We start from the raw sequence: 12668 nt of genomic DNA on the forward strand, positions 1-12668 counted from the left end.
TAATTTGGCACGTAGTAAACCTTAAAAGTGTTACGTGTCCTGCCAAAATAATAACAAGGAGGAAAAACATGTACAAGAAAGTTTCAACTGATTTGAAATTTGTTGACCGCGAAAAAGAAGTAGAAAAGTTCTGGGAAGAGAATCACATTTTTGAAAAAAGTATGGAAAACCGCAAAGAAGGCGAGACATACACCTTCTATGACGGCCCTCCGACTGCAAACGGAAAGCCGCACATCGGCCACGTCCTGACCCGTGTTATTAAGGACATGATTCCAAGATACCGCACCATGAAGGGATATATGGTTCCAAGAAAAGCAGGCTGGGATACGCACGGTCTTCCGGTAGAGCTGGAAGTTGAGAAATTACTCGGTCTTGATGGAAAGGATCAGATTGAGGAATATGGTCTGGAACCCTTTATTAATAAGTGTAAAGAAAGTGTTTGGAAATACAAAGGGATGTGGGAAGATTTCTCCGGAACCGTAGGTTTCTGGGCAGATATGGATAATCCCTATGTTACGTACCACAATGATTTTATCGAATCCGAGTGGTGGGCGTTGAAACAGATCTGGGATAAAGGACTTCTGTATAAAGGTTTTAAGATCGTTCCCTACTGTCCCCGCTGTGGCACTCCGCTTTCAGCCCAGGAAGTGGCTCAGGGCTACAAGGATGTAAAAGAGCGCTCAGCTATCGTCCGTTTTAAGGTAAAGGATGAGGATGCTTATATTCTGGCATGGACCACAACTCCGTGGACTTTGCCGTCCAATATCGGTCTTTGTGTGAATCCGGAAGAAGATTATGCGAAAGTAAAGGCAGCAGACGGCTATGTATATTACATGGCGCAGGCTCTTTTGGATACAGTGCTTGGAAAACTGGCAGAAGAAGGAAAACCGGCCTATGAAGTTCTGGAGACTTACAAAGGACAGGAACTGGAATATAAAGAATATGAGCCGTTGTATCAGTGTGCTTATGACTGTGCAGCAAAACAGAATAAAAAAGCGTTTTTCATAACATGCGACGGCTATGTTACACTGACAGACGGTACAGGTGTTGTTCATATTGCACCGGCCTTTGGTGAAGATGATGCCAAGGTAGGACGCAAATATGATATGCCGTTTGTACAGCTGGTAGATGAAAAAGGAAACATGGGAGAGACAACGCCATTTGCCGGCCTGTTTGTAAAGAAAGCGGATCCGGAGGTGCTGAAGGATCTGGAGGCGAGAGGGCTGCTCTTTGACGCGCCGAAATTCGAGCATAGTTATCCCCACTGCTGGAGATGTGATACACCGCTTATCTACTATGCGCGTGAGTCCTGGTTTATCAAAATGACAGCGGTAAAAGACGACCTGATCGCAAATAACAATACCATTAACTGGATCCCGGAAAGTATCGGAAAGGGACGTTTCGGCGACTGGCTGGAAAATGTTCAGGACTGGGGAATCAGCCGAAACCGTTACTGGGGAACTCCTTTAAATATCTGGGAGTGTGAATGCGGACATCAGCATTCCATTGGAAGCATTGAGGAATTGAAATCCATGTCTGACAACTGTCCGGATGATATTGAACTGCACCGTCCTTATATTGACGATGTAACTATCAAATGTCCGAAGTGCGGCGGGGAAATGCACCGCGTGCCGGAAGTGATCGACTGCTGGTTTGATTCCGGCTCCATGCCGTTTGCCCAGCATCATTATCCATTTGAAAATAAGGAGCTGTTTGAGCAGCAGTTCCCGGCGGACTTTATTTCCGAGGCAGTGGATCAGACAAGAGGATGGTTCTATTCTCTGCTTGCTATTTCCACTCTGATCTTCAACAAGGCTCCTTATAAGAATGTTATTGTTCTTGGGCATGTGCAGGATGAGAATGGTCAGAAGATGAGTAAGTCCAAAGGAAATGCGGTAGATCCTTTTGACGCTCTGGAGACATACGGCGCAGATGCGATCCGCTGGTATTTCTATGTAAACAGTGCGCCATGGCTTCCGAACCGTTTCCACGGAAAAGCGGTTGTAGAAGGACAGCGCAAATTCATGGGAACATTGTGGAATACGTATGCATTTTTTGTTCTCTATGCGAATATTGATGAATTTGACGCATCAAAATATGAACTGGAATATGACAAACTGCCGGTTATGGATAAATGGCTTTTGTCCAAGATGAATACACTGATCAAGGAAGTGGATGACCACCTTGGAAATTACCGGATCCCGGAAGCAGCAAGAGCGCTGCAGGATTTTGTAGATGACATGAGCAACTGGTATGTCAGAAGAAGCAGGGAGCGTTTCTGGGCAAAAGGAATGCCGCAGGATAAGATTAACGCGTACATGACTCTTTATACGGCGCTTGTGACTCTCTGCAAGGTGGCAGCTCCTATGATTCCTTTCATGACAGAGGAAATTTATCAGAACCTGGTAAGAAGCATTGACAAGTCTGCTCCGGAGAGTATTCATCTGTGCGACTTCCCAACAGCAGACGAGGCATTTATTGACAAAGAACTTGAGGCTAATATGGATGAGGTTCTGAAGATTGTCGTTATGGGTCGTGCCTGCAGAAATACGGCCAATATCAAAAACCGTCAGCCGATCGGACAGATGTTTGTCAAGACAGGAACACAGCTTCCTGAATTTTACCAGGATATTATAAAAGAAGAGCTGAATGTAAAGAATTTAACATTTACACAGGATGTACGTTCCTTTACTTCATATACATTTAAACCGCAGTTAAAGACAGTAGGACCAAAATATGGTAAAATGTTGGGTGGAATCAAAGCTGCTTTGTCATCACTGGACGGAAATGCAGCAATGGATGAAGTCAATGAAACAGGAGCTTTGAAACTCAATGTAAATGGACAGGAAATCACGTTGTTTAAAGAAGATCTTCTTATCGATACAGCACAGATGGAGGGATATGTATCAGAGGATAATAATGGAATTACAGTTGTTCTTGATACAAACCTGACACCGGAACTTCTTGAAGAAGGTTTTGTGCGTGAGATCATAAGTAAGGTACAGACAATGAGAAAAGAAGCGGATTTTGAAGTGACAGACAAGATTCACATCCGTTACGAAGGAAGCGAAAAGGCCGAAAAAGTATTTGCAGATCATGCTTCAGAAATCAGCAGTGAAACACTTGCACTTTCTGTTGAAAAATCCACTCCGGCAGGCTATGTGAAGGAATGGAATATCAACGGAGAAAAAGTGACGATCGGTGTCGAAAGATAAGGGTCTGAAGAAGGAGGATAATCATGTATAATCCGAGATTTGAAAAGGAAACTTTTAAAAAAGAGGTAAAGCATAATGTAAAGACTCTTTACCGCAAAACAATAGAGGAGGCGACTCCGCAGCAGCTTTTTCAGGCTGTGTCCTATGCGGTAAAAGAGGTTATTATTGATGACTGGATCGCAACACAGAATCAGTTTAAAAAGGATGATCCAAAAATAGTATATTATATGTCCATGGAATTTCTCATGGGAAGAGCGCTTGGAAATAACCTGATCAATATGACTGCTTACAAAGAAGTGAAAGCGGCGCTGGATGAAATGGGAATCGATCTGAATGCGATTGAGGATGAGGAGCCGGATCCGGCGCTTGGAAACGGCGGTCTTGGACGTCTGGCTGCCTGCTTCCTTGATTCTCTTGCAACACTTGGATATGCGGCATACGGATGCGGTATCCGCTACCGCTATGGTATGTTCAAACAAAAGATCGAAAACGGATATCAGGTAGAGACTCCGGATAACTGGCTGAAAGAGGGGAATCCATTTGAGCTTCGCCGGGAAGAATATGCCAAGGAAGTGCGTTTTGGCGGAAATATCCGCGTAGAATATGATGATTCTACAAACCGGACGAAATTTGTACAGGAAAATTATGAATCTGTACTTGCCATTCCTTATGATATGCCGATCGTGGGATATGGAAATCATCATGTCAATACGTTAAGAATCTGGGATGCAAAGGCTATTACTGATTTCCAGCTGGATTCCTTTGACAGAGGAGATTACCACAAAGCAGTAGAGCAGGAAAATCTTGCAAAAACCATTGTCGAGGTGCTCTATCCTAACGATAATCACTATGCGGGAAAAGAGCTTCGCTTGAAACAGCAGTATTTCTTTATTTCAGCAAGTATACAGGCTGCCATTACAAAATATAAAAAGACACATGATGATATTCATAAACTTCCGGAGAAAGTGATCTTCCAGATGAATGATACCCATCCGACGGTGGCAGTGGCTGAACTTATGAGAATCCTTCTCGATGAAGAGGAGCTCGGCTGGAATGAGGCCTGGGATATTACAACAAAGACATGTGCTTACACAAATCATACGATCATGGCAGAGGCATTGGAAAAATGGCCCATCGACCTTTTCTCCAGACTGCTTCCCCGTGTTTACCAGATCATCCAGGAGATCGACCGCCGCTTCCTTATTCAGGTAAGAGAAAGATACCCGGGCAATGAGGAGAAAGTCCGCAAGATGGCGATCCTCTACAATGGGCAGGTGAGAATGGCTCATCTTGCCATTGTTGCCGGTTTTTCTGTCAATGGTGTGGCAAGACTGCATACAGAGATCTTGAAAAATCAGGAGCTTCGAGACTTCTACGAAATGATGCCGCAGAAATTTAATAACAAGACAAACGGAATCACACAGAGAAGATTCCTGATGCATGGAAACCCTCTCCTTGCAGACTGGGTAACAGAAAAAATAGGTACAAAAGACTGGATCACAGATTTGTCACTTATGTCCGGATTGAAGAAATATGCGGATGATTCCAAAGCGCTGGCAGAATTTATGGATATTAAATATAAAAATAAAGTCCGTCTGGCAGAATATATCAGGAAGCATAACGGAATCGAAGTGGATCCACGCTCTATTTTTGATGTACAGGTAAAGAGGCTGCATGAGTACAAGAGACAACTTCTCAACATTCTTCATGTTATGTACCTGTATAATCAGATTAAGGAGCATCCGGAGATGTCCTTCTTCCCGAGAACCTTTATTTTCGGAGCAAAGGCGTCCGCAGGATATATCAGGGCAAAAGAGATCATCAAGCTGATCAACTCTGTAGCTGATATAGTCAATAATGACCGCAGCATTAACGGAAAGCTGAAGGTGGTATTTATTGAAGATTACCGTGTTTCCAATGCAGAGATCATCTTTGCGGCAGCAGACGTCAGCGAACAGATTTCCACAGCATCAAAAGAAGCTTCCGGAACAGGAAACATGAAGTTTATGCTGAACGGAGCGCCTACACTTGGAACTATGGACGGAGCCAATGTAGAGATTGTGGAAGAAGTCGGAATGGAGAATGCCTTTATTTTCGGATTAAGCTCTGAAGAAGTCATCAATTATGAAAATAACGGCGGTTACCATCCGCAGGATATTTACAACAGCGATCCGGATATCCGCAAAGTGGTAGATCAGCTGATCAATGGAACTTACTCCAACGGAGATCACGAGATGTACCGGGATCTTTATAATTCTCTTCTCTGTCCGAAAGACGGATCAAAGGCAGATATGTATTTTATCCTGAAAGATTTCCGCGCTTATGCCGAGGCACAGAAGAAAGTAGAAGAGGCGTATAAGGATAAAGAAAGATGGGCGAAAATGGCTCTTCTTAATACAGCATGCTGCGGTAAGTTTACCTCTGACCGTACGATTCAGGAATACGTGGATGATATCTGGCATCTGGATAAGGTGACAGTGGAGATTTAAAAGGTCAGGAATCCTGAAGGGTATAAAAGAGATAACCCTCTCATACATTAAGGTATGGGAGGGTTTATTTTATGCGGCAGAAGTTGAAAAAAATGGGATGCTATATCATTATTATTGTTTTGCTCCCTTATGTAGTGACCGTTTTCCTAAACGGGCCATCAATAGAAACAGCGGCTCCGGCAGACGAAATGGAGGTTATGGTAAAGCAGGGGGAAAAAGAAATACAGCTTCCTCTGGATGAATACGGAATTGGCAGGATGGCAAAGGAGATTCCGGCATCCTACGAAGAGGAGGCCATCAAAGTCCAGGCAATACTTGTCCGGACTGCCGTATACAAGCAATTGAAGGAAGAAGGCAGCGAGGCAGTTCTTGCAGACGATTTCTGGACAGAAAAAGAAATGAAAGAAGAGTGGGGGAGCAGGAAATTTTCCGAATATTACCGAAAAATGGAAAATGCCTGGCAGGAGACAGAGGGACAAGTTGTAATGTACGGCGAAGAACTGGCAAACACACCTTTTACCAGGCTGACAAACGGCAGTACAAGGGATGGAAAAGAAGTGCTGGGCAGCGAGGATTATCCTTATTTGAAAATCAAAGAATGTCCCCTCGATATTGAATCAAAAGACCAGATCAGGACAGTCACAACAGAGGACATGGACGCAGAAATAAAAGAAACGGATACGGCGGGCTATGTCACCAGTGTCCGAGTGGGAGAGGAGACTATGAGCGGCGAGGAATTTCGGGAAAAATATAAATTAGATTCCAGCTGCTTTATTCTCCAGAAGTATGATGGGAAAATGCGCATTACAACCCGGGGAATCGGTCATGGTCTGGGACTTAGCCAATATACGGCAAATGAGATGGCGAAAGAGGAAAAAACAACGGAAGAAATCCTGCAGTATTTTTTTGAAGGAACAGAAATAAGGGAGGTTGCGGAAATTATTAGAAATTCTGGTAATACAGAATAATGATATCAGCTTCTGGCAAAAATATAGCCAGAGGTGATGAATATGAATAAAAGACAAAAACCTTCAAAAAAGAGGAAGGGTGCCGGTATTGGAATCGCTGTCTGCTTTGTAGCCGCAATTATCATGGTTGGAACATATACGCTTCGGGATTATCAGGAAGCAAAGCGGCAGGAGCTGGCATTGTCAGAGGATGAGACAAAGGAAAAAGATATGCGGGAGGAAGAGCCGGAGGATGGAACAAAAGAAGAGGCAGGCAGTAATCTTGTGATCAATACAGAAGAAGATCCTACTGTTGCCAGCAGCAGCGCTGCAGAAGAGTCAGAGGAACAGGAAGACGCCCAAATTTCAGAAAATACAGATGGGACAGCCGGAGAAAACGGTTCATCTTCTGCAGGGATATCTGCGCAGACAGCCGGAAACAACTCATCTGTAAATTTTACAGAAAGCAGTAAGCTTTTGTGGCCGGTAGACGGAAATGTACTGATGAATTACAGTATGGACGAGACCGTATACTTTTCTACACTGGATCAGTACAAATACAATCCGGCACTGATCATTTCCGGTGCTGAAGGAGACCAGGTCATCAGCAGTACGGCGGGAGTAGTAAAATCCATTGATGAAAATGCCGAGACGGGGACAACAGTAAACGTTGATATCGGGAACGGATATGAGCTGTTTTACGGCCAGCTGAAAGATGTGACTGTTAATACCGGAGATTATGTGGAGGGCAAGACGGTACTGGGATATGTGAGCCAGCCTACAAAATATTACAGTGTTGAGGGTTGCAATGTATACTTTGAAATGAGAAAAGACGGACAGCCAATCGATCCGGTAACGTTTATGGAGTAAGTTTGGGACGTAACACTTTTTAAAAGTGTTACGTCCCAAACTGCCTTTTACGGTGGGCAAACTTGCGTTTTACGGTGTCTCTATTTGAAAAAAACGGTGTGTTTCGTTATAATAGAAGTGCAAAATGTGGAAAAGATGTGGATAAACTGTCAAAAGATGGGGGAAAAGCAAGTGGAAAACTTGTCGAAAACAAATTATACATACATTTTAAAATGTAAGGACGGTTCGTTGTATACGGGATGGACCAACAACCTGGCGAAACGTCTCCAGGCCCATAATGAGGGGAAGGGTGCAAAATATACCGGAAGCAGACGGCCTGTAACTCTGGAATATTATGAGATATATGAGACAAAGGAAGAGGCCATGCGTCGGGAATATGAGATCAAACATATGGGAAGAAAAAAGAAGCTGGAGCTTATTGAAAAGAAATGTCAGAAAGAAGACAAAGAAAAAAAGCCGGAGGAATTGTAACCTCTGGCTTTTCGTTCGGTACAATTTATTCAACCGGCTTACAGGACGAATGCATACATGACAACGAAGTGACATGCACTTCCTAACATGACGAAAACGTGAAAAATTTCATGACTTCCGAAATTTTTATGACGGTTGTTAAAAAGAGGAAGCTTCAGTGCATATATTACTCCGCCAATAGTATAGATGATTCCTCCGGCCAGCAGCCAACCGAATGCAGCAGGTGACATGGAATTGAGAATTTGTGTAAATGCCAGCACACACGTCCAACCCATTCCGATGTACAAAACGGAAGATACCCATTTGGGGCAAAATACCCAAAATGCCTTTAAAACAATTCCAAGAATAGCAATTCCCCATACAATGGACAGAAGAATAATACCGGTTTTTCCTTTCAGTACAAGAAGACAGATAGGAGTATAGCTTCCGGCGATAAGAATAAAAATCATCATATGGTCAATTTTTTTCAAAACAGTATTTATCTTTTCGGAACGATTAAAGGTATGATATGTGGTGCTTGCTGCATATAGCAAAATAAGGCTTACTGCATATACTGCTATGGATATAATATAAATGCGTCCCGGCTCATGTGCGGCCTTGATCAGCAGGGGAACAGCAGCAAAAATTGCCATCAGCATTCCAATGAAGTGTGTAATTGCGCTTCCAGGATCTTTTACGTGTGACTTGATCATTTGTGTCATAATCTTTACCTCCTAGAAATATAAAACATAATAAGTAGTTTTTAAAACTATATTATCCATATACATATATTATATACGCTTACGCCAAAAATGCAACAATTTTAAGAAATATTTTGAAAATCGAAATATTAAAACTGGACTGGTTAAAAAGTAAATAACTGGCTATTTTTACAAATCCACTCTGGTGATATGATAGACACATCAAAAGGAAAGAAAACGACAGAGAAAGGAAGCATCGAAATGGAACAAAAAAATCAGACGGTTACAAAACTAGCACAGACAGCGATTCTTGCAGCATTGTGTTATGTGTCATTCACATATCTACAGATAAAAATTCCAATGCCGGGCGGTGACGCCACATCGCTCCATATTGGAAATGCATTCTGCGTACTGGGAGCGCTTCTTCTGGGAGGCTGGTACGGTGGGCTTGCAGGAGCGATCGGAATGGGAATTGCAGATATCATGGATCCGATTTACATTACAGGAGCCCCGAAAACATTTTTCCTTAAACTGTGTATTGGTCTGATCGTGGGATTAGTTGCTCACAGAATAGCAAAGATCAATGAAAGTGACGATAAGGCGTATGTCTTTAAATGGAGTACAATTGCAGCGGTTGCCGGACTTGGATTTAATGTCATTGCAGATCCGCTGGTAGGATATTTTTATAAGATGTACATTTTGGGACAGCCGCAGCAGATGGCAGAAGTGCTTGCAAAATGGAGCACAGCCACAACATTTGTCAATGCGGTAGTATCTACTGTCCTCGTATCTGTCCTCTACAATGCAGTGCGTCCTATTCTTCTTAGGAGCGGTCTTATGCTGAAGCAGGAAAAGAGAACAGGAGTGCTGAAGCATTAGGAGAAAAGGCAGAATATTTGTAACAGCGCTATAAACCCCTGCCCTCGAAAAGAGGAGCAGGGGTTTTGACGGAAGGCCGTTTACAAGAAAAATATTTTTCTACAGCTTTGCTTTAGTAATTTTCGGCTTTTCTTTCAAAGTAAGCCTTCGGATGAGCACATACCGGGCAAACTTCCGGAGCTTCTTCTCCATAATAAATGAATCCGCAGTTTCCGCATTTCCATCCAAGAGGAGCGTCGCCTTTGAAAGTTTCTCCTGCTGTATAGTGATCCAGAAGTCTCTGATAGCGGGCTTCATGAGCCGCTTCAACTTTTGCAACACCCTCAAATTTTGCAGCAAGCTCTTCAAATCCTTCTTCTCTTGCTTCTTCAGCCATGCGTTTATACATGTCTGTCCATTCGTAATTTTCGCCTGCAGCGGCATCTTTCAGGTTTTCAGCAACATCACCGATTCCGTGAAATTCTTTAAACCACATTTTTGCGTGCTCTTTTTCCTGATTTGCAGTTTCTTCAAAAATGTTCGCCATCTGGACAAATCCTGCTTTTCTTGCAGCACTTGCATAATATGTATATTTGTTGCGTGCCTGTGATTCTCCTGAGAAAGCTTCCATTAAATTCTTTTCTGTTTTTGTTCCTGCATATTTAGACATAATTGATCCTCCTTTTGTTTATAGTAAGTGATAATGGATTTCTGTAAAGTGACTGATTAAGAATGATAAAAAGGGCTGTAGAAAAAAACTTATCCTGCAGCCCAGCGTTTTTTAGCCAAAGTATCTCTTTAACAGTCCTTCAAATGCTTTTCCGTGACGAGCTTCATCTCTTGCCATCTCATGAACAGTGTCATGGATTGCATCAAGGTTAGCAGCTTTTGCACGTTTTGCAAGATCAAATTTTCCAGCGGTAGCTCCGTTTTCAGCATCTACACGCATTTCCAGGTTTTTCTTTGTGCTGTCTGTCACAACCTCTCCTAACAGTTCGGCAAATTTGGAAGCATGCTCTGCTTCTTCCCAGGCAGCTTTTTCCCAGTAAAGTCCGATTTCCGGATATCCTTCTCTGTGAGCAACTCTAGCCATTGCCAGATACATACCAACTTCTGTACATTCTCCTTCGAAGTTTGCTCTTAAGTCTGCAAGGATGTCTTCGCTAACGCCCTGAGCAACACCTACAACATGCTCTGCAGCCCATTCTCTTTCTCCTGTCTGCTCTTTGAATTTTTCAGCCGGTGCGTGACAGACTGGACATTCAGCCGGAGCAGCTTCTCCTTCATAAACATAACCACATACTGTACAAACAAATTTTTTCATAGTTCTTTCTTCCTTTCTTATGATTTATTTTATTTTTAATATTAGTAATTGTTACTAATATTAATTTACAACTTTTTATCTGCATTGTCAATAGTTATTTTGTTTTCTTTTTCAAACAATCGCCGCATGTTCCGAAAAACATTGCAGTATGAGACTCTATAGAACCATCAAAACACTTTTCAGCAAGTTTGTCAATGGAATCCAGAGGTTCCATATATAAATCAATTACTTTGCCGCAAGACGTACAGATAACATGATAGTGAGGTTCTATCGTACCATCAAACCGGTCGCCCCCGTCAGGAGTCGTGATCTTGCTGATCTCGCCCATATCGGCAAGAAGATTGAGATTTCTGTATACCGTACCAAGACTGATGCGGGGAAATTCTTCGCGCACATGCATATAGACAGTATCGGCAGTGGGATGTTCTTTTGTGCTGGCGAGAAATTCTTTGATCGCCTCACGCTGACGGCTGTATTTCAAATTTGCCATGATGCATCCTCCCTTCCTAGTTAATAAATGCAATGTGAATTATATAATAATGATAATTATTACTGTAATTAAATTATACATCTTTATGAGGAAAAGTCAACTCTTTTTTAGGCAGTTCATTTTTTGTTTTGATTTGTACAATCTGAAATTTAACAAATTGTAACAAATTACGACTGAAAAAGAGAGAAATATTAAGAAAAACATAATAAAATGTAGAGAAAATTCAAAGAAATTCAGTTGACAATGCATAATGCGGTTGATATAATCATATCGTAACATTTGTAACAATTCTGTAATATTTACAAAAGATAAGAAAACATAAACGAAAGATCGAGGAGGTTGTTTATGAATTCTAATCTTAAAAGAGGATTGTTCTTAGTTACTTTGGCAGGAGTAATTTCAATTTCCGGGGAGACAGCAAAAGCAGCTGATTCGGATAAAGATACAGAAGCAGCGCTTCCGAATGTGGGAATTGAAGCGGTATTAAATGACTGTTACGCGTCAGATGAAAAGATTAATGTGGAGAGTTATTTAGTGCCGACAGAAAAAGGAGAGTATTCAGATATGGCGTTCACAAACGTGGGGACAGATACTTTTCTGTTTGTGCGAAGTGAACCAACGACACAGAGTGAATGGGTAGGAAAGTTGTATACGGATTATGCAGCCCAGATTATCGGACCAGTAGGAGAATGGACAAAAATTCGGTCGGGTTCCGTAACAGGGTATGTATATACAGACTATATTATAATAGGAAATAAGTCACAGCAAAAAGCCCAGGAACTCATACAAAATTCTGAAGGCCAGACAGAAGAGGAGCCCTTCCGCTACGCCGAATCCAGGCAGGAGGAAGAGGAACGGCTGGCAAGAGAAGCAGCAGAAGCCGCCGCAGCTGCACAGGAAAGGGCAGAGGCAGAAAGACAAGCCCGGGAAGCGGCAGCTGCCAAGGCGGCTCAGGCTGCATCAAGTACCGGACAGGCAATTGTAGATTATGCCTGTCAGTTTATCGGAAATCCGTATGTATGGGGAGGGACAAGCCTTACAAATGGAGCAGACTGTTCCGGTTTTGTCCAATCTGTATATGCACATTTTGGGATCAGCCTTCCGCGGACTACCTGGGATCAGGAAAATGTGGGTACAGGCATCAGCTATGACCAGGCATTGCCGGGGGATTTGATCCTGTACGAAGGACATGTGGGAATTTATATGGGAGATGGACAGATAGTAAATGCCATCAATCCTTCAAAAGGAATCGGAGTCATTCCTGCAACCTGCATGAGCATAAAGACCGTTCGACGGGTATTGTAAATGAAAGTTTCCCTTGTCA

The 12668-nt window shown here is 42.6% G+C and carries 11 protein-coding genes; 7 read left to right on the forward strand and 4 right to left on the reverse strand.

Annotation, left to right across the window (positions count from 1 at the left end):
- Positions 1 to 68: 68 nt before the first annotated feature.
- The 5 genes from ileS to R2J37_RS00795 all read left to right on the forward strand — a co-directional run bounded on the left by ileS (position 69) and on the right by R2J37_RS00795 (position 7992).
- Complete coding sequence (ileS, locus tag R2J37_RS00775) at positions 69 to 3215, forward strand: isoleucine--tRNA ligase (RefSeq protein WP_230107425.1); 3147 nt, start codon at positions 69 to 71, stop codon at positions 3213 to 3215.
- Positions 3216 to 3238: 23 nt separating this feature from the next.
- Positions 3239 to 5704, forward strand: coding sequence for a glycogen/starch/alpha-glucan phosphorylase (locus R2J37_RS00780; protein ID WP_316265993.1), 2466 nt, complete (start codon positions 3239 to 3241; stop codon positions 5702 to 5704).
- A gap of 71 nt (positions 5705 to 5775) precedes the next feature.
- Positions 5776 to 6672, forward strand: coding sequence for a SpoIID/LytB domain-containing protein (locus R2J37_RS00785; protein WP_316265994.1), 897 nt, complete (start codon positions 5776 to 5778; stop codon positions 6670 to 6672).
- 42 nt (positions 6673 to 6714) lie between these two features.
- The gene (locus tag R2J37_RS00790) at positions 6715 to 7521 is read left to right on the forward strand and encodes a M23 family metallopeptidase (protein WP_316265995.1); all 807 of its coding nucleotides are present in this window, start codon (positions 6715 to 6717) and stop codon (positions 7519 to 7521) included.
- A 156-nt stretch (positions 7522 to 7677) separates the two neighbouring features.
- Positions 7678 to 7992, forward strand: a complete 315-nt coding sequence (locus tag R2J37_RS00795) for a GIY-YIG nuclease family protein (RefSeq protein WP_316266963.1) — start codon at positions 7678 to 7680, stop codon at positions 7990 to 7992.
- 38 nt (positions 7993 to 8030) lie between these two features.
- Here R2J37_RS00795 and trhA read toward each other — a convergent pair whose 3' ends face one another.
- Positions 8031 to 8684 (reverse strand): PAQR family membrane homeostasis protein TrhA, encoded by a 654-nt coding sequence (trhA, locus tag R2J37_RS00800; protein ID WP_416387397.1) that lies wholly within the window; start codon positions 8682 to 8684, stop codon positions 8031 to 8033.
- 249 nt (positions 8685 to 8933) lie between these two features.
- Here trhA and R2J37_RS00805 point away from each other — a divergent pair, with 249 nt between their 5' ends.
- Positions 8934 to 9551 carry an ECF transporter S component gene (locus tag R2J37_RS00805; protein WP_230107418.1) on the forward strand — a complete coding sequence of 206 codons (618 nt, stop codon included), beginning with the start codon at positions 8934 to 8936 and terminating at the stop codon, positions 9549 to 9551.
- Positions 9552 to 9663: 112 nt separating this feature from the next.
- Here the strand turns inward: R2J37_RS00805 and rbr are convergent, their stop codons facing one another.
- From rbr to R2J37_RS00820, 3 genes are all read right to left on the reverse strand, one after another.
- Positions 9664 to 10200, reverse strand: coding sequence for a rubrerythrin (gene rbr, locus R2J37_RS00810; RefSeq protein ID WP_230107417.1), 537 nt, complete (start codon positions 10198 to 10200; stop codon positions 9664 to 9666).
- Positions 10201 to 10311: 111 nt separating this feature from the next.
- Positions 10312 to 10854 carry an NADH peroxidase gene (locus R2J37_RS00815; RefSeq protein ID WP_230107416.1) on the reverse strand — a complete coding sequence of 181 codons (543 nt, stop codon included), beginning with the start codon at positions 10852 to 10854 and terminating at the stop codon, positions 10312 to 10314.
- A gap of 94 nt (positions 10855 to 10948) precedes the next feature.
- Positions 10949 to 11344 (reverse strand): Fur family transcriptional regulator, encoded by a 396-nt coding sequence (locus tag R2J37_RS00820; RefSeq protein WP_316265997.1) that lies wholly within the window; start codon positions 11342 to 11344, stop codon positions 10949 to 10951.
- Positions 11345 to 11689: 345 nt separating this feature from the next.
- On the opposite strand from R2J37_RS00820, the gene R2J37_RS00825 reads away from it, so the two are divergent.
- Complete coding sequence (locus tag R2J37_RS00825) at positions 11690 to 12649, forward strand: C40 family peptidase (RefSeq protein WP_230107414.1); 960 nt, start codon at positions 11690 to 11692, stop codon at positions 12647 to 12649.
- Positions 12650 to 12668 lie beyond the last annotated feature (19 nt).

It is taken from the genome of Claveliimonas bilis (assembly GCF_030296775.1).
Lineage (GTDB): Bacteria > Bacillota > Clostridia > Lachnospirales > Lachnospiraceae > Claveliimonas > Claveliimonas bilis.

Excerpts from the sequence above, each read along its gene's own strand:
- R2J37_RS00785 (WP_316265994.1), top strand. The coding sequence starts at position 5,776 with ATGCGGCAGAAGTTGAAAAAAATGGGATGCTATATCATTATTATTGTT.
- ileS (WP_230107425.1), top strand. The coding sequence starts at position 69 with ATGTACAAGAAAGTTTCAACTGATTTGAAATTTGTTGACCGCGAAAAA.
- R2J37_RS00795 (WP_316266963.1), top strand. The coding sequence starts at position 7,678 with ATGGGGGAAAAGCAAGTGGAAAACTTGTCGAAAACAAATTATACATAC.
- trhA (WP_416387397.1), bottom strand. The coding sequence starts at position 8,684 with ATGATCAAGTCACACGTAAAAGATCCTGGAAGCGCAATTACACACTTC.
- R2J37_RS00825 (WP_230107414.1), top strand. The coding sequence starts at position 11,690 with ATGAATTCTAATCTTAAAAGAGGATTGTTCTTAGTTACTTTGGCAGGA.
- R2J37_RS00790 (WP_316265995.1), top strand. The coding sequence starts at position 6,715 with ATGAATAAAAGACAAAAACCTTCAAAAAAGAGGAAGGGTGCCGGTATT.
- R2J37_RS00820 (WP_316265997.1), bottom strand. The coding sequence starts at position 11,344 with ATGGCAAATTTGAAATACAGCCGTCAGCGTGAGGCGATCAAAGAATTT.
- R2J37_RS00805 (WP_230107418.1), top strand. The coding sequence starts at position 8,934 with ATGGAACAAAAAAATCAGACGGTTACAAAACTAGCACAGACAGCGATT.
- rbr (WP_230107417.1), bottom strand. The coding sequence starts at position 10,200 with ATGTCTAAATATGCAGGAACAAAAACAGAAAAGAATTTAATGGAAGCT.
- R2J37_RS00780 (WP_316265993.1), top strand. The coding sequence starts at position 3,239 with ATGTATAATCCGAGATTTGAAAAGGAAACTTTTAAAAAAGAGGTAAAG.
- R2J37_RS00815 (WP_230107416.1), bottom strand. The coding sequence starts at position 10,854 with ATGAAAAAATTTGTTTGTACAGTATGTGGTTATGTTTATGAAGGAGAA.